13 protein-coding genes are annotated in these 18634 nt (G+C 45.6%); 3 read left to right on the top strand and 10 right to left on the bottom strand.

Features of this window, described 5'->3' with window-relative positions; all coding sequences use genetic code 11:
• The first annotated feature begins 180 nt into the window (after positions 1-180).
• Together OGH69_RS18055 and OGH69_RS18050 are read left to right on the top strand one after the other, a co-directional pair.
• Entirely contained in the window at positions 181-2097 is a 1917-nt protein-coding gene (locus OGH69_RS18055) for a transglutaminase-like domain-containing protein (protein WP_265175899.1), read from the top strand.
• Positions 2098-4272: a DUF3857 domain-containing protein gene (locus OGH69_RS18050; RefSeq protein ID WP_265175898.1), complete on the top strand. Its 2175-nt coding sequence runs from the start codon at positions 2098-2100 to the stop codon at positions 4270-4272.
• 92 nt (positions 4273-4364) lie between these two features.
• Here the strand turns inward: OGH69_RS18050 and OGH69_RS18045 are convergent, their stop codons facing one another.
• From OGH69_RS18045 to OGH69_RS18020, 6 genes are all read right to left on the bottom strand, one after another.
• Complete coding sequence (locus OGH69_RS18045; RefSeq protein WP_265175897.1) at positions 4365-4940, bottom strand: T9SS type A sorting domain-containing protein; 576 nt, start codon at positions 4938-4940, stop codon at positions 4365-4367.
• A gap of 330 nt (positions 4941-5270) precedes the next feature.
• Positions 5271-7331: a CotH kinase family protein gene (locus OGH69_RS18040; protein ID WP_265175896.1), complete on the bottom strand. Its 2061-nt coding sequence runs from the start codon at positions 7329-7331 to the stop codon at positions 5271-5273.
• A gap of 184 nt (positions 7332-7515) precedes the next feature.
• The gene (gene secA, locus OGH69_RS18035; RefSeq protein WP_265175895.1) at positions 7516-10881 is read right to left on the bottom strand and encodes a preprotein translocase subunit SecA; all 3366 of its coding nucleotides are present in this window, start codon (positions 10879-10881) and stop codon (positions 7516-7518) included.
• A 97-nt stretch (positions 10882-10978) separates the two neighbouring features.
• Positions 10979-11200 carry a DUF2795 domain-containing protein gene (locus OGH69_RS18030; RefSeq protein WP_002986941.1) on the bottom strand — a complete coding sequence of 74 codons (222 nt, stop codon included), beginning with the start codon at positions 11198-11200 and terminating at the stop codon, positions 10979-10981.
• 171 nt (positions 11201-11371) lie between these two features.
• Entirely contained in the window at positions 11372-11944 is a 573-nt protein-coding gene (locus OGH69_RS18025) for a cob(I)yrinic acid a,c-diamide adenosyltransferase (RefSeq protein WP_265175894.1), read from the bottom strand.
• A gap of 153 nt (positions 11945-12097) precedes the next feature.
• A complete protein-coding gene (locus OGH69_RS18020; RefSeq protein ID WP_306354400.1) occupies positions 12098-12799 on the bottom strand; it encodes an ABC transporter ATP-binding protein in 702 nt (233 codons plus the stop codon).
• Positions 12800-12983: 184 nt separating this feature from the next.
• Here OGH69_RS18020 and OGH69_RS18015 point away from each other — a divergent pair, with 184 nt between their 5' ends.
• Positions 12984-14246, top strand: a complete 1263-nt coding sequence (locus OGH69_RS18015; protein WP_265175893.1) for a cation:proton antiporter — start codon at positions 12984-12986, stop codon at positions 14244-14246.
• A gap of 91 nt (positions 14247-14337) precedes the next feature.
• Here OGH69_RS18015 and OGH69_RS18010 read toward each other — a convergent pair whose 3' ends face one another.
• From OGH69_RS18010 to OGH69_RS17995, 4 genes are all read right to left on the bottom strand, one after another.
• Positions 14338-15408: a proline and serine-rich protein 1 family protein gene (locus tag OGH69_RS18010; RefSeq protein WP_265175892.1), complete on the bottom strand. Its 1071-nt coding sequence runs from the start codon at positions 15406-15408 to the stop codon at positions 14338-14340.
• A 192-nt stretch (positions 15409-15600) separates the two neighbouring features.
• Positions 15601-16092 carry a PorT family protein gene (locus tag OGH69_RS18005; RefSeq protein ID WP_265175891.1) on the bottom strand — a complete coding sequence of 164 codons (492 nt, stop codon included), beginning with the start codon at positions 16090-16092 and terminating at the stop codon, positions 15601-15603.
• Between the two features lie 74 nt (positions 16093-16166).
• Positions 16167-17573, bottom strand: a complete 1407-nt coding sequence (locus OGH69_RS18000) for an FAD-binding oxidoreductase (RefSeq protein WP_265175890.1) — start codon at positions 17571-17573, stop codon at positions 16167-16169.
• A 228-nt stretch (positions 17574-17801) separates the two neighbouring features.
• Positions 17802-18239 (bottom strand): DoxX family protein, encoded by a 438-nt coding sequence (locus OGH69_RS17995; RefSeq protein ID WP_265175889.1) that lies wholly within the window; start codon positions 18237-18239, stop codon positions 17802-17804.
• Positions 18240-18634 lie beyond the last annotated feature (395 nt).

Below are 18634 nucleotides of genomic sequence, written 5' to 3'. Positions count from 1 at the left end.
ACAGGATAAAGTCAAACTAATATCTTTTAAAAAGAAAAAGTTCAGACAACTTGAAAATGTCTGAACTTTTATCAAATTTGTATAATCAAAAAATAGTCAACCTATTTTAGGACTAGTCACATAACAAATTGTTAACTATTCGGCAAATAGCTATATTGCAGCATTAAACCAACCTCAAAAATGAAGCGCTTTACCCTGTTTCTGTTTGCCCTTACACTGCAAACCGTTTACGCCCAAAAGAACATTGACCCTACCCCTGAAGACATTGCCACCGCAAAAAAGCTCCGTGAAAAATACGGCAAGGATGACGTAGCAATTTTAGAGGCTACTGAGACCATAACCTTTGAGTTGGCCAAAAAGAATGAAGGTGTTTCGGTTACTAAAAATGTAAAAGAAAAGCTGATGAACATTGGCCACCGCGCTGACATCCAGAAGGCCGAATTTTATGACAGCGAATCAGAGATACAGGAATTCAGCATGAAGTTTCGAAATGAAAAAGCAGCCTATTTTGAGGTAAAAGACGAATTTTACAAAAGTGACGACCTGTTTTACAACGACTACCGCGTAAAATACATGAACGTAGATTTTCCTGTGCAGGGCTACACCTATAACTACGAACTCAATAAAAAGTACAATGACATAAAATATTTTACCTCGCTGTACTTTCACGATGCCTATCCAACCCTTAAAAAGGAATTTGTAATTACGGTGCCTGATTGGCTGGAGGTAGAATTTAAAGAATTTAACTTTGCGGGCTATGCCGTCAGGAAATCCCAAAAACCGGCAGCCAAAGGTAAAGCAACCGTATATACCTTTTCGCTGGAAAACATGGATGGCTTTCCCAAAGAAGATTCCAGCCCCGGCCCCAGCTATCTTTACCCGCATATACTCGTGATAGCGAGATCGTACACTGCAGAAGGCAAAAAAAATACGCTTTTCAGTGCCACTGGCGACCTGTATAAATGGTATAAGTCGCTGGTAGATACTATGGACGAAAAGCCCGAGGCCATGAAGGAAAAGGTTAAAGAGCTTACTGCAAATGCCAAAACAGATGAAGAAAAAATAAAGAATATTTACTACTGGGTACAGGACAACATCCGCTATATTGCCTTTGAGGACGGCCTTGCCGGATTCCGCCCGGATGCTTCGCAGAATGTGTTCCAAAAGCGTTATGGTGACTGCAAGGGTATGGCAAACCTTACGCGCCAAATGCTGAAGCTGGCTGGCTATGACGCAAGGCTTACCTGGATAGGCACTAAGAGGATAGCCTACAACTATACTATACCATCGTTGGGAGTAGACAACCACATGATTTGCACACTGTTTAAGGACGGGAAGAAATACTTCCTTGACGGTACCGAGAAATACAATTCCTTTGGCGAATATGCTGAAAGAATCCAGGGCAAGGAAGTAATGATAGAAGACGGAGAGAAGTTTATCATCGAAAAAGTACCTGTTGCCGCTGCCTCGGCCAATAAAGAAATATATAATGCCTCTTTTAAAATAGACAACGAAGCCCTTACAGGAAAAATAAGCAGCAGCATGAAAGGCGAAAGCCGCGCCTATTTTCTTTACGGCTACAACAACACCAAGAATGACAAAAAGGAAAACGCCCTGCAATACTATATCTCCAGGGGTGACAAGAACTTTTCTGTCTCCAATATCGTTACCTCCGACCTTACGAACCGCGACAAGACACTTACCATCGAATACAATGCAGGAATCAGGAACCGCGTATCTTCTTTTGATAACGAAATGTACATCGACCTGGATTACCTGGAGGAATTTGCCGGCTACGACTTTAAGGAGCGTAAAACCGACTATGAGTTCAGCTTTAAAAAGGATTACGAATCAAATATTACGCTCGAGATACCTGCAGGGTATACCGTAACCCGTCTTCCTGAACCGCTGACCGTATCAACTGACGACTATGCCATCAATGTATCATACACAAAAAGTGGCAATACCATACTTTACAAAAAACACTTCATCATTAAGAACGGCGCCATAAAAAAAGCAGATTTCACCAATTGGAATGCTGCGATTGCCGGCCTCAAAAACCTTTACAGCGAAACCATTACACTAACCAAGCAATAAATGAAGACAAGGATCCTAACCCTGCTGTTCGTATGCATTACGGGCATGGCTCATGCACAGGATAAAGCCAAAGCCGAAATAAAAGAGTTTTTTTGGGGCAAGAACGACGCTTACAAAAACTCCAATACCATTCCAGACAAGTGGAAAAACGAATCGGCGGTGGTAATTTACAAGAATGAAAATTACGACTTCCATAAGTTCGGGCAGAATGTTACTTACATATCGTCCGTGCGCAAGAGGATCAAGCTGTTGGACCAGGCCGCTGTAACCGAGTTTTCGGAATTCTCATTCAAAGACCGGTTCATGTCGTCAAAAGGAAACGGATGGAGTTTTAAAAAAGGAACGAATGTAGTAGGCATTAAGGTAGTGAAGCCGGACGGAACCGAAAGGGAAATTAACGTAAACGAGGAAGCCGTTACCGCAGATGACGAAAAAAAAATAGCCATATCAAGCCTTGAAGTGGGCGATATCATCGACTTTTACTACCATTCTACCGAACCGTTCAAGAGTAAGTTCCAGTATGGATTTGAACCGGTGGAACAAACTTTGGGCGATGATTACCCAATCATGAACCTAAAGCTTACTTTCAAGACTGAAAATGACTTTTTTGTAAATTTCAATACGTATAACGGTGCGCCCGAACTTAAGCAAATACCGACTGAAGACAGTGGCGAGCGCAGGTATGAACTGGTAGCCACGGATATTGCAAAGAATGATTTTCCACGCTGGTTTTACCCTTTGGCAGAACTGCCCTGCTATAAGTTCCAGGTGTATTTTGCACGTTCGGGAAAGTTTGAGGAGATGGCTACCGCCTACCTTCCTGCGAAAGAGGACATCATCAAACAAACCGTTTCTAAGGAAGAGATCCTAAACTACTATGAAACGAAGTTCAGGCCGTATGGCGACATAGGCGATATTAAGGATTTCCTTAAAAAGAAAACCTTTAAGAGCAATGCCGAAAAGGTACGCGAAGTATATTACATGACACGCCATGCTTATTATACCCGATACATTGAGGCCTTCATTGCTGACGACACCAAGATCATCAACCCGTATGAGGTGTATGCCTATTATAAAAATCCGGTGTTCCTGAGGAGTGAGCAGGAATTCATCAACCATTTTATGGTTTTCCTGAAGGACCAGAAACTGGATTATGACATCATTGTGGCAACCCCACGTGTAAACGGAAGCATTAAAGACCTTCTTATTGAAAACAACGCGAGCGTTATGCTGCGGGTAAATGCTGAGGAACCGGTGTACCTGCAATTTTTTACGCCCTACACCAATGCTGACCAGGTTAATTTTACCATTGAAGACAGCGATGCCTACGTACTGAAAGTATCGAAAGGCAAAAAAGTTACCGACATTGAAACAATAAAATTGCCCGCATCGTCCTATAAGGACAACTTTACTAAAGAAGTGGTGAATGTAGCCCTGGCACCTGATTTTACATCGATGAAAATCAACAGGGAATCATCACTCTGTGGGCACAATAAGGATTATGAGCAGGGTGACAAGATGTATTTTTTTGACTATGTATATGAAGATTACAATAAATACGGAACCGAACAATTGCTGGAGCTTGTAAGAAACAAAAAAAGAAAAGAGCAATACACCAAGGAGTTTAATGCACTGAAAGAAAAACTGAAAGAAAAACAGAAAAAAGAATTTGAGGAATCGGTTGAAACAGAGTACGGTTTTGGCATTGACGACCATTCACTTGAAATTACCGATACCGGACGTTTTGGCAAAGCGATGCCTTTTACCTTTAAGGAAACCTTTACCATAAAAGACAACCTGATCAAAAAGGCAGGGGGCAATTATGTGTTTGAAATTGGTAAGCTCATTGGCGAACAGATTGACCTGGAAGATAAGGAACAGAACAGGACCAACAATATCTATATGTCCTTCCCAAGATCGTTTGAAGAGGAAATATCCATGGCCATTCCGGAAGGCTATACCGTAACAGGGCTGGACAAGCTGAATAAAAAAGTTGAGAATGCAGCAGGCGGCTTTGTCAGCACGGCAACGGTAGAAGGCAATACCCTAAAAGTAAAAGCATATAAATACTACACTAAATCCTACCTGCCCAACAGCAACTGGAAGGACATGGTGGCTTTTTTGGACGCGGCTTACCAGTTCACCCAGGAAAAGGTGCTGCTAAAGAAAAACTAACCGGGCGCGTTCTTTAGCGACGAAGCTATTTTAAAAGACAAAGCCCCGGCGTACCACTCCGGGGCTTTAAAAAAATACACACACAAAACTTCTTATTTTTTCACTACAGTCATCTCCTTAGTTGCATTTCCGGCATACGCTTTTACATGATAGGTGCCGGCACTGTAATTGTCCATATACAATTTTACGGTAGCATTTCCGGCTGTCGTGTTTACAATCAGCCTCCCATTTTGGTCATACACTTCAATCCTGTCGATGACTGATTTTGAATTAATGGTCAGGATATCCGTAACAGGATTTGGCGAAAAAACAAAATCAGGAGCAATCAGTTCGCCTGTACCCATTACCTGTTGTGTAGTAATTGTACCCTGCATCATCGCATGTATGCTGCACCGGTAGTTAGTCGCCCCAACTACATTAAACACGCGGGAGTATTCCTGGTTGCTTCCTGTCAGCTGGCCGCTGTTGAATGTTTCGGCACCTCCGGCAATGCTCGTTACGGTATGAGGGGCACTGTCGTCCCATGTCCATTTTACTGTATCGCCTGCATTCACGGTCTTAGAGGCCTGCGCCGACGAGACACCCATAAACCAGCTAATAACGTGGGTAGTTTGAGCACTCAAGCTCATTGAGGCAATAAGTAAGACAAATAGTAGATTTTTTTTCATGGCAATTCCTTTAAAATTTATAGCTTATTTTGGGGTAAAGCTACATACATTACTATGCAGTATTTTTATATTTTGAGAATTGCATGGGTTTCAATTAGTATATGTAAGCTATTACTTAGTATTTGAAATATGGCTGTATAACGAACCCGCTTTTACCAATCCTGGGGCTCGCTCTCCCCTTTATAGCCTTTTCCCGATGCCTGTCATATGAATGACAGGATACCATGGTGATTGCTCCGGCAATTGTCAGCCCTATTTTCAATATTATTCATATAAAAGAGCCCAAAGGATCTAAAACCTTTGGGCTCTTTGGATAATCAAAATTGTCTCCTATCGCTTCAATATCTTTCCGGTAACTGTGCCGTTAGCTCCCGATGCCTTAACGATATACATACCCGGCGAATACGCTCCAAAATCGAGACTCAACTGATTTGATGAAACTGTTTGCGACTGTAGCAGCTTACCGTAAATATCGTACACCTCAATACTACGCAACGCCTCCGCCGATTTTACGTATAATGTATTCTCAACCGGGTTTGGATAAATTGCTGTAGATGATACAGCACCAAAACCACCCGCCGAAAGTGCGTCGCTTGTAGATGCTACCCAGCTTGATGCCAGGCTGTTGTCCAGCGACAATGATACCAGTTGCAGGTAGCTGCCGCTTCCGTCGGCATCCGGCCACGGCTCATCATCATCATACTCTACTGTATCGATAACATTGCCAAAACCATCTGCCAAAACCAGTTTTTGCGTACTGTTCGACAAATTGCGCTGAAACTGCCCAAACGGAGCCACACCGTGCTTTGCTTCAAATACTGCAGGGTTGCTGGCAATGTAAAGATTGGCTCCTGCCGCCAAAGTCGAGTTTACCGGAAACTGGTAGGAAATACCCAGCTCGCTAAGATACACTCCTGTCAGGTTCACTTCGGCTGCCCCGGCATTGGTTATTTGTATGAATTCCTGATCGTCGGACTCCGGAAATTCAGTATTCTCAGACGGGTTATAATGTATCCTGCTGATGACGAGCTGCGGCACCGTTATGTTGCTGCAGGCTGTAAAGCTGCCTATATTGGCATCCATCCACGGCATCCTCTCCAGAATGAAATCCTTAATGAAGTGTATTTCCTGGCCCAGGTTTGGTACGGTACCCCAACGCAGTTGCTCCCTCACAGATGCTTCAGTGATAAGCTGTTCCGTAGCATCGATGAAAGCCTCAATCGAATTGAAATTGAGCGGCTGGCCCGGCTGAGTGAGCTGGTGCCACCTCCTGGCAAAATAACATTTATAAGTAGGGTTGTTAAACAGGTCGGTCCAAAATTTAGCACCCTCATTATCATCGTTGGAAAACTGCCACACGTCAGGCTGGCTTCTGTCGCCAAATACGTCGAGGCCGAGGCTAAGGTTAAAATCCCAAGCCGGCCCTGCTCTCAGCTTTCCGCCTTTGTCCTTATGGAAAAATGTGCTGATCTCGTAGGCATCCACATTCGAAGAAAACTCATTGATGATCATGAAATCTACAAACGTTGGTATGTCAATCACCGACGGATAGCCATTGGCTACGCTGGCGTTATTCGCACCGGCAGTAGATTCCAGCAACTGGAACTGCCCATGGATGTAATCATTCTGAGCGGTAGTTATGTCTTCGGGCTTGGGCAGTTCATGAATAAAGTCTGTAGGCCATCCCTGGTAGGAATCCATCTGCCAGGCTACAGGATCGCCGCCGGTAGTTTTATCGGCTTTAGTAATGTAACCGCCCGTCAGTGCCATCCCCGATGAAGCATTTTCGTCAATCTCCTCAATGTTCACGCGTTTGGAGTCGTCCTTTATTTTTTCCTGCAAAATGTACAGGCCACGATAATCACCATTTATTATTACCTCACAGTATTGCGTGCGTGTGGCATATTGCCCCATCTGGCGGGTAAGGTTGTAGCAAAGGTAGTCGCGCATCAATGATGCGTCGAAAGCCAGCCCGTTGAGTATCCAGTCGTTCTCGCTGGGCATACCGAGAAGGCTCACATTTTTTTTGGTAGTGTTGTTATTTTCGTAAGTTGTCCAGCCGTATTGCTTTTTGTCCAGCATTTGCGACGTTGACCCCCGCAGTTCGATCTTGATGCGCCCGTTGTAGTTCAGGAAGGCAGGGGTATCCTGGTCGGCCATGTAATTGCGGGTACCGTCCGGCCTGTAAATGATCTTCATGCTGGCCGGTATCTTAGGATCGTCCGGAATTTCCATTGGCTGACCTGTATCGGGGTCGTTATCGGTGGTAATGATCACGATGGGCAGGTTGCTGTCGGTAAAGGTGACCTGTGCGTGCAGGAAAACAGGAATCAGCAGCAGCGCAGCCATAAAAGCCTTGCGCCACAAAGTGTTGCGTAGTTGTTGTTGCATAGTCAGATAGATGTTTTAATCAAAGATACTATTAATTTAATGTTGGCTTAAAAATAATTTAACTTTGATATTTGACAATCTACAGCCGGTTTACCCTAACAACATTTTACTATTTGTCGCTAAGAATACTTAAAAAACAAAACCCCGCGTTTCCGCAGGGTTTGTTTTTAAAATATGATCCGGATTATTCGTGAACGATAACCCACTCGCCGGTTGCCAAAAGGCTCTCGGCTTTTTTGAATTTCATGGTTTCGGTCTTGCCGCTCATTACATGTTTAATGGTCACATTGTCATTACGGTTGATTTTCGGGGCATCCCTGACAATGGTTTCGGTTACCGGCTGGCGCTGCTGCGACTGCTGTGATACTTCGCGAGCCGCTGCGGCCATCTCGTCGGTATTCATTACCTCATCTTTGGTTTCGGTGTACTGCTCCTTTTTAGGCGCCTGTTGTTGCCTTGCCTCCTGTATGTTGTTCGGGTTCTGCGAAGGCAGGTCGCCCTTGAACAGGAACGATATCACTTCTTTATTGATAGCATCAATCGACTTCTTGAACAGGTTGAATGCTTCAAACTTATAAATAAGAAGCGGGTCTTTCTGCTCGTGTACGGCCAGCTGTACCGACTGCTTGAGCTCGTCCATTTTGCGGAGGTGCTTCTTCCATGCCTCATCAACAATGGCAAGGGTGATATTCTTCTCAAAATCTGTTATCAGCGACTTGCCCTGGCTTTGGTAAGCTTTTTCCAGATTGGTCACCACATTCAGCGTCTTGATGCCATCTGTAAAAGGAACTACAATGCGCTCATACTGCCCGTTATTGTTCTCGTATACGTTGCTTATTACCTGGAAAGCCTCGGCAGCGTTACGCTCAGTTTTTTCATTGTACGCTTCGGTAACCGCTTTATACACTTTGCCTGCAAGCTCCATTTCAGAAAGTTTCAGGAACTCCTGCTCCGTTACCGGCGAGCTTATAGAGAAAGTACGTATCAGTTCGAACTCAAAGTTCTTATAGTCGTTTGTCGCTTTATTCTGCTCGGCAATCACCTCAGCAGTGTCATACATCATGTTGGCAATGTCTACTTTCAGGCGTTCGCCTTCGAGAGCATGCCTCCTGCGCTTGTACACTACTTCACGCTGCGAGTTCATTACGTCATCATATTCCAGCAGGCGCTTACGTACGCCAAAGTTGTTTTCTTCAACTTTTTTCTGTGCGCGCTCGATGGATTTTGTCATCATCGAGTGCTGTATCACTTCACCTTCTTTAAGGCCCATGCGGTCCATTATCTTGGCTACCCTTTCGGAACCGAACAAACGCATAAGGTTATCCTCCAGTGACACATAGAACTGCGAGCTTCCCGGGTCGCCCTGGCGGCCTGCACGTCCGCGCAGCTGCCTGTCTACACGCCTTGAGTCGTGACGCTCCGTACCTATGATGGCAAGCCCTCCTTTGGCCTTCACTTCCGGTGTAAGCTTAATGTCGGTACCACGGCCCGCCATATTGGTGGCTATGGTCACGACGCCCGGCTTACCGGCTTCGGCTACGATCTCAGCCTCTTTTTTGTGGAGTTTTGCATTCAGTACGTTATGCGGCACGTTCCTCATTTTAAGCATACGGCTCAAAAGCTCTGAAATCTCTACCGATGTAGTACCGATAAGCACTGGCCTTCCTGCATTCGAAAGTTCAGTCACGTCTTCAATAACAGCATTGAACTTTTCGCGCATGGTGCGGTATATGAGGTCGTTGTGGTCTTTACGGGCAATGCCTTTATTAGTTGGTATTTCCACCACATCCAGCTTGTATATTTCCCAGAATTCACCTGCTTCAGTCACTGCCGTACCGGTCATACCGGCCAGCTTTTTGTACATCCTGAAGTAGTTTTGCAGGGTAATGGTTGCAAAGGTCTGCGTTACGGCCTCGATCTTCACGTTCTCCTTGGCTTCGATGGCCTGGTGGAGCCCGTCAGAATAACGCCTTCCGTCCATGATACGGCCTGTTTGCTCATCTACGATCATGATCTTGTTGTCCATGATTACGTACTCGATGTCTTTTTCAAACAACGTATATGCCTTAAGCAGCTGCGTAAGGGTGTGGATGCGCTCGCTCTTCACGCCGAAGTCCTTGAAAAGCGTATCTTTAAGTTCAGCCTCCTCCTCTTTCGGAAGGCCTTTCTTCTCAATGTTAGCTATTTCAGTACCAATGTCCGGAAGCACAAAGAAGCTTTCGTCCGTATCCTGCGAAAGGAATTTGATACCGTTGTCGGTAAGCTCTACCTGGTTGTTTTTCTCTTCAATTACAAAGTACAATGCCTCGTCAATCTTGTGCATGTCGCGGTTATTGTCCTGCATGTACTGGTTCTCGGTCTTTTGCAGCAACTGCTTCACACCTTCCTCACTAAGGAACTTGATAAGCGCCTTGTTCTTTGGCAAACCGCGGTGTACCCTCAGCAACAGGAATCCGCCCTCTTTGGTCTTACCTTCGCGGATGAGCTTTTTGGCTTCGGCCAAAACACCATTCAGCAAGGTCCTTTGCAGGTTTACCAGGTTATCCACCTTCGGCTTCAGTTCGTTGAACTCGTGGCGGTCACCCTGCGGCACCGGCCCTGATATGATAAGCGGCGTACGTGCATCATCAATTAATACCGAGTCCACCTCATCCACAATGGCATAGTTGTGCTTGCGCTGTACAAGGTCTTCCGGCGAATGCGCCATGTTGTCCCTCAGGTAGTCAAAACCGAATTCGTTATTGGTACCGTAAGTAATGTCGGCGGCATAAGCTTTCCGCCTTCCGTTCGAGTTCGGCTGGTGGTTGTCAATACAGTCAACTGTAAGGCCGTGGAATTCAAACAGCGGCGCTTTCCAGGTGCTGTCGCGTCGTGCCAGGTAGTCGTTCACCGTTACAAGGTGCACACCCAGGCCCGGAAGCGCGTTAAGGTACAACGGCAGGGTAGCCACAAGGGTCTTACCTTCACCCGTCTGCATCTCGGCAATTTTGCCCTGGTGCAGTACCATACCGCCTATAAGCTGTACGTCGTAGTGTATCATGTCCCAGGTAATTTCCTTACCGGCAGCATTCCAGGAGTTGGCCCATATAGCGCTGTCACCTTCCAGCTGTATATACTCCTTAGTTGCCGAAAGCTCCCTGTCAAGCGGGGTGGCGCTAACGGTGATTGAAGTATTTTCCTTAAAGCGGCGTGCGGTTTCCTTAACCACGGCAAATGCCTCAGGAAGGATGTCCAGCAATACTTTTTCGGTAATGTCATACGCCTCTTTTTCAAGGGCGTCTATTGAGGCATAGATATCCTCACGGGCATCGATGTCCTGCGTTTTTTCAACTTCCTGCAGGTACGAAGCTATCTTCGCGTCTTTGTCAGCGCGGGCCTCGCGTATCTTATCCTTAAAAAAGATGGTCTTAGCCCTTAGCTCATCGTGCGAAAGCTGCGAAAGCGGGCCCTCAAATGCCTTAGCCTTGTTTATGTAGGGCTGTATGGCCTTTATGTCTTTTTGCGACTTATCGCCCACAAAGGCTTTAAGTATGCTGTTTAATAAACTCATTATATCTGTAATTACTTATATTATATCAAAATAAGGTGCAAATTTAACCAAAAAAAAAGCCTCCTGAAAGAGACTTTTCAATTGATCTTATTTTTTGCTAGTATTCGTCCTCGTTCCAAAGATAATCTTCGTCCGTCGGATAATCCGGCCATATCTCTTCCATCGATTCGTAGATCTCGCCTTCGTCTTCAATGGATTGCAGGTTTTCTACAACCTCCAGCGGAGCACCGGTCCTGATGGCATAATCAATAAGCTCATCTTTTGTTGCCGGCCAGGGGGCATCGCTCAAATAGGACGCCAATTCTAATGTCCAATACATCTGTTAAACGGTTAAAGTTTATGCAAAAATAATTTTTCTACTGAAATTGTCAAGTAAAAAGTGTTTTATTTTAAATAAAAAGTATAAGAACGTGTTTTCAGTTTACAGTCCCAGTCTCAGTTTACAGTCTGTGCGCTGTAATACCACTGTTCCGGCAACTGTGACCGGACACTATAATTTCTCAGGCATCCATTTCACTTCATCAGCCTGCAGGTCATGTGACAACTTCCGTGCCAGTACAAAAAGGTAGTCAGAAAGTCGGTTAAGATAGGCCAAAACCAGCACATCTACAGGCTCTATCTCATTCAAATGCACCGAAAGACGCTCTGCACGGCGGCAAACACACCTTGCAATATGACAGTATGACACCGTAGTATGCCCTCCGGGGAGCACAAAATGTGTCATGGGCGGCAGCGCAGTTTCCATCCCGTCAATCTCATTTTCAAGCAATTCAACATCAGCTTCAGAGATTTTAGGAATGTTCAGCCGTTCCTTCCCGTTTTTCAACATCTCTTTTGCGGGCGGGGTTGCCAATATGGCACCTACCGTAAACAGCCTGTCCTGCACGCGTATGAGTACCTGTTTATAAAAAGGGTTGATGTCCTGGTCGCGTATCAGCCCGATGTACGAGTTCAACTCGTCTACTGTCCCGTAGCTTTCAATGCGGATGTGGTGTTTCGGTACACGGTCGCCCCCAAAAAGAGAGGTTGTGCCTTTATCGCCGGTTTTAGTATATACTTTCATGGAGTATTTCAGATTTGTAGATTTCAGATTTCAGATTGAGCTTCACTCAAACCCTAATGCCGGGCGCGAAACTTTACTTAAAATTCAAACTTCGACCTCACTAACCAAACACTGACAAACAGTCTGCAGCAGGAATTTAGCTAATCTGAAATCCTATTTATGCGGGTCAGGATTTACATTATCACTTTCAATCACACCATCCCTGAGGCGGATCACACGGTGGGCATAGGCCGCGATGTCTTCTTCGTGGGTCACGAGTATAACCGTATTGCCGTTGGCGTGTATATCGCCAAACAACTTCATGATCTCTACCGATGTTTTGCTGTCAAGGTTTCCCGTTGGCTCATCAGCCAGGATTATGGAGGGGTGGTTTACCAATGCCCTTGCAACAGCCACCCTTTGCCGCTGCCCTCCCGAAAGCTGGTTGGGCTTGTGGTCCATCCTGTCAGACAATCCTACCTGTGTAAGCACCTTCGAGGCTCGCGCATGGCGTTCCGGCTTTTTGTAACCGGCATATACCATGGGCAGCGCGACGTTGTCCAGGGCGGTGGTACGCGGCAACAGGTTAAACGTTTGGAAAACGAAGCCAATCTCCTTGTTACGTATTCCTGCAAGTTCGTCATCGCGCATCTGGCTTACGGGTTTGCCGTTAAGGATGTAAGTACCGGCAGTTGGGGTATCGAGGCAGCCCAGCAGGTTCATGAGCGTACTCTTTCCTGAGCCCGAAGGCCCCATCAGCGCAACATATTCGCCTTTGTTAATCGAGAGATCGATGCCTTTCAGCACATTTACCGTTTCGCTTCCCATCTGGAAATCGCGGGTAATGCCTTTTATGTCTATTATCGGTTGTGACATGATTGTATTTTGAACGCTAAAAGTAATGAATTTTATTTTATCATATTATGTGAATAAAAAGATGGAACCCGATAAGCCTGACGAAAACTGCAATAGCGGCTGTTACTGCTATAGGATATCACATCATTTTTCGCTATTTTCGCAAAAATCGACTTTTTTCAGCTAAAATTCACTTTACACGCCAATGGAGTTATACTATTCACTTTCGGTACTCATCGTACTGGCTTCTTTTTTTGCTTATCTCAATGTCCGGTTGCTTAAACTACCGTCTACCATCGGTGTCATGGTCATTGCCATGGCGGTTTCTGTTTTCCTGGTTGTTTTCGGAAATGTTTTCCCAAACACCCTAAGCCGCATATCGGGACTCATCGCCGGATTTGATTTTACCGAGCTCCTTATGGGAGCGATGCTCAACTTCCTGCTCTTTGCCGGGGCGGTACACATCAACCTTAAAGACCTCCGCGAACAGCGCGGCCCCATCGTAGTCTTCTCTACTGTCAGCGTAATTATATCCACATTTGCTGTGGGCACTTTTGTGTATTACATCCCCATCAAGGGACTCGAAATCCCTTATATCTACTGCCTGCTCTTCGGGGCGCTCATCTCCCCTACCGATCCTGTTGCGGTGCTGAGCATCCTCAAGGGAGCCCAAGTACGCAAGAGCCTGGAGACCAAAATAGCAGGCGAATCGCTTTTTAATGACGGCATGGCGGTCGTGATTTTTGCTGTAATATTGCAGCTGGCGCAGGGGTCCTCGGAAGATCTTACCGTATGGCGCGTTGTCTGGCTTTTTATACGTGAAGCAGGCGGCGGATTCCTGTTGGGCATCCTGCTGGGCATTACGGCATCGAGAGCCCTGCGCAGGATAGACGACTACAAAGTTTCGGTCCTCATAACCCTGTCGGTGGTAATGGGCGGCTACCTCATTGCCAGGGAACTGCATATATCCGGCCCGCTTACGATGGTATTTGCGGGGCTCATCATCGGCAATGTAAAAAAACGCTTCATCATGTCTGCGGTAACCAAGGATTACCTCGATAAATTTTGGGAGCTGAACGATGAAATACTCAATGCCATCCTTTTCCTATTTATCGGGTTCAATTTTCTTTTAGTAAAAAACATAAACCATTACTGGCTGCCGGGCATTGCCTGTATTGGCCTTGTACTTTTGGCTAGGTATGTATCCATATGGCTACCTACAAAGTTCATCCCCTTCCGGGAAAAATTCAGCAAAGGCACCATTAAAATATTGGTATGGGGCGGGCTGCGTGGCGGTGTGTCCATTGCTTTGGCGCTGTCCATTGCCGACGGGCCTTACAAGAACGTGATCATTGCCATAACCTACATTGTTGTAGTGTTCTCAATCGTAATACAGGGCTTATCTATTGGCAAAATGGCAACCAAGGCATTGGCGAGGGAGGCCGTTGCTGCAAAAAACCAGGCTTAGCCTCAACTTAGATGTAAAATGACAGAGCCGTTGCAATGCAACGGCTCTACTGCTTTTATATGGGCATTTTGCTCTGTACCGCTACCGAAAACTACTTCCTCTGAGCCTTCACAAAGTTGCTCAACTCGTTTTTGCTGCTGTCAAAATTGAAAGAACTGCTTAGCTTGTAATAGTTATTTTTATCAGTACAATAGTCGTAAGCAAACTTGGCCAGTTCCAGCCTGCTTTCCTCAAAGTTAATCAGCTTCAGTATCTCCGCAACCTGATTGGTATTCAAACAGTTGGTCATCATGATCTGTTGGGCTATGGACACCTTCGTATCGTCGAAATTACCATCCTTAATGGCTTTTTTGGCCTCTTCAAAGTCGGCATTGCCCATGGCATTCCTGCATGGCCTTGGGCCGTTGTTATTTCCATAACCAGTATTATTATTATTATGATGGCCGCCATTGTTATTGTTGCCATAGCCTCCATTATGGTTGCCATGATGCCCGCTATTATTACCATAACCGTTATTGTTGTTATAGCCACCGTTGTTGCCGTAGCCATTATTGTTATAACCGCCATTATTGTAACCGCCGCCCTGGGTAGTGGTGGTTGTAGTGGTTGTAGTTGTGGTGCCGCCTGAACCCGCACCGGCCGACATGTTCACATTGAATCCGCCCATATTAACGTTCATACCGAAAGCATCGGAATCGTCGATGGTTACGGTTTCTGTCTGGGTCACGATTACACCGTGCTGGTCCATATACATATCATGCGGATGGCCATATACGTATACCGGCGTGTTGGCAGGGCGTACCATATTCTGTTCTGCGGGAATGGCCGAATAGAAGTTTAGCGTACGCTTGCCTTTCCTGTTTTTAATGCGATAGGTCACATCTTCCAGCATTCCATCCATATTTTCTATGGTAAGAGTGTTTTTGGTTATTGAAGCAATCTTGGGATTCTCAAATACAATCTTGCAGCTATAGTAAGGATTAGGCAGCTCTTCTACGCGCACGTTCGTCAGGGGTTCATCGTTATAGCGCTCGCCGTTGAGCTCAAGGTAAAACTTAGTGCCGTCTTCGGTAAATACGGTGAGGTTTCCGGTCTGGATGCGCTGCGCCACCATTGGCAGAACACTCATTAGAAACAGGCAGAGTAAAGTAATTCTTTTCATGAGTTTGAGATTTAATAATTGGCAAATGTAATTTTTTTAAATAATAATTTATGAATCCCTTAACAAGAAAAACAAAACACGTGCCAAAATTCGAAACTTAAAACAGTCAATTGATTTACAAATACTGCAAAATAAAAAAAGCCGCCCCCACATTACAGGGAACGGCCTTCACAAAACTAATTGATATAGTGCTTAAAAGGCATAGCCCGCCCCGATGAACATCCCGCTCAGCGCCACATCGCCCATACCTATCGAATATCTCGCCTGCACATCAAAGCTTTCCGTAATGTCATACGAAGCTCCCAGGTCAATATTCACCTTAAATTCATCCTCCTCCGCATCAAGGAGGTAGTTCAGATCCGGACCCGCCAGCACACTAAAGCTGCCGAAGCTGTACTTGCCCAATACCGGTACACTGATTGAATTAAAATCTTTAATGGAAACATACAAAGCCTCCGGCTGGATGGAAAATTTCTCCGAAAGTCCAAACTCTGCAAAAGCACCTATGAAGAAGCCCGTCTCAGAAGAGGATGCCGAAGCCTCATCACCTGTGATCGGGTTCACATAGGTTACCTTCATTGAAGCAAAATCAACACCGGCACGTACACCGAATTTTGTTTCCTGTGCCGATGCGGCGAACGTACCTGCCAATAGCATAGCTGTAAAGAATAATTTTTTCATCATGGAATAATTATTGGTTTATAATGACCAAAATTATCCCATGACATCAGGCGCGGCAATACGATATTTGCCGTATATTAAAGGTTATCAGGCAATATCTTACTCGGATTCAGGATATTATTCGGATCGAACAGTTGCTTTATCCCCTTCATCAATTGCAATTGGCTTTGCGGGAAAGCAATATCCATGTAGTTTTTCTGCACATAGCCGATGCCGTGCTCGCCTGACAGCGTTCCCTTTAATGCCACCGTAAGCTCAAATATCTCACGGATGCCTTTGGGCACTTCCGTGCGCCAGTTTTCATCGCTCATGTCGCCCTTGATGATGTTTACGTGCAGGTTGCCGTCGCCCGCGTGGCCATAGCATACCGATTTGAAGCCGTACTTCCTGCCTGCCTCTTTAATGCCCGCAAGCAAAGATGGCAGCTCGTAGCGCGGCACCACGGTATCCTCCTCCTTATAAACCGAGTTGGATTTAACCGCTTCGCCCACGGCACGGCGCATTTTCCAAAGGGCATTCTTCTGGTCTTCGGTATCGGCAAAAAGTATCTCGTCAATATCAAACTGCTCCAGCACACCCATTATCTTTTCCGCTTCCGCGAAAAGCACGTCGGGATAGTTGCCGTCAACCTCAATGAGCAGGTGGGCTTCTACCTCGTCTTTAATGTCGATGCTCACTCCCTCTACAAACCGCAGTGTCCAATCAATGGCATCGCGCTCCATGAACTCCAGGGCACTGGGAACAATCCCCGCGCGGAATATTTCGGCAACTGCTTCGCAAGCCTGCGCCGACCTGAAGAAAGGCACCAGCATGAGTATGTTGTGGCTGTTTTTCGGTAGCAACTTCATCACTATTTTGGTAATGATGCCCAGGGTACCCTCGCTGCCCACCATCAGTTGTGTAAGGTTGTAGCCTGTAGAATTCTTTAAAGTATTCGCCCCGGTCCAGATGATGTCGCCATTTGGCAAAACCACTTGCAGGTTAAGCACATAATCCTTGGTTACGCCATATTTTAGCGCCCTTGCACCGCCTGCGTTCTCGGCTACGTTGCCGCCGATGGTGCAGCTTCCCTGACTGCTCGGGTCGGGTGGGTAAAAAAGCCCCTTTTCAAATGCCGCCTCACGGAAAACCTGCGTAATCACAGCCGGCCCTACAATAGCCTGAAGGTTTTTTTCATCGATTTCAATACTGATGAAGCGCTCCATCGAAAGCCCTATGCCACCATGAATACTCAAGGCACCGCCGCTAAGGCCGGTCCTGCCTCCTATCGGCACCACGGGTATTTTATATTCGTTGGCCACTTTCATGATGGCCGAAATTTCTTCGGGAGTGCCGGGCTTTACTACGACAGATGGTGGAAAATTGTAGTCTTCCGTTTCGTCGTGTCCGTAATGGTGGCGGGTTTCTTCGTCGGTGAAGATATAGGGTGCACCTACGATTTGCTCTAGGGTAGTGATGTTTTCGGTAGAAAGGGTGGTGTTCATGATTATAGTACTTCAGGTTCAAAAATACTATAATTTTTGGTTTTGCAGATCGCCCAACTAACTTCGGTACCGCCAAAAATTTCAACCAAATAGATACATAGTATCCATAGTTTTGAAATAATCTCAGAAGTCATAATTCCACATAGAAGAAGCTTGCTTTTTTCTCTGCGTCACTCTGCTTAAACTTTTAAAAGCAAATAACACTATGTGCCTATGTGGTTAAAAACATTAGTAATTCACCGACTTCTTATTCTTCCTGATTAAAAAATCAACCGAGAATTTCCCCGCGCCTGTTACAAAGAACACTACAAAAACCAGTAGGTATAAAACAGGAAGCTCTTTGGCCTCCAGCGGTTCAGCGGCATGCACATAAAATATGGCTACCAGCATAGTGATGATGAGCGGTATGCACGAAAACCGCGTAGCCACCCCAATGATGATGAGGAAAGAACAGACTACTTCGGCGAAAACAGCCAGTATGAGCGAGGGTACCGAACCGATGCCTATCGGGTCGGGGAATTCCACTGGGGCGGTGCCCAGCAGCATCGTGAGTTTCTGCAGCCCGTGTGTCATGATGAGGCAGGAAACTGTGATGCGGACTAACAATAAGGCGGTATCATAAAGAATAGTACTGTTTGCTGAAGAGGAAGAACTGTACGAAGCCATTGTATATTACTTTTTTCGCAACATTATGCACACCTCCCTTTGCACACAATACTGCCATTCAACATAGTTAGATTTTCAATTCCCAAAGATGATGAAAAAAGTTAAATAAATGTTAATCTATAGGTTATTTTTCACGTGTTTAAATGACTAATTTGTTAATTATTAGATGTTAGAGTATTCGATCTCGCTTCACAAAGTCTCCCGACCTTTCGGAAGTGATTAAGGTTTCTGACCTGCATGTCAGGAGACATGCCAATGACTCCACGAAGTCAGGAAACTTTGCCTTTACTTTGAAGTGTGATATAAATTGATTAATTTTCAAAGGAGAGCAGAGGTGAACTACAGACTTTGCTAGTTGTAATAACTATGTTCCGCATTAGTCCTCTGCCTGCCCT

This window comes from Flavobacterium sp. MFBS3-15 (assembly GCF_026107645.2).
In the GTDB taxonomy this organism is placed as follows: Bacteria; Bacteroidota; Bacteroidia; order Flavobacteriales; family Flavobacteriaceae; genus Flavobacterium.
This window is presented reverse-complemented; position numbering and strand designations above follow the sequence as displayed.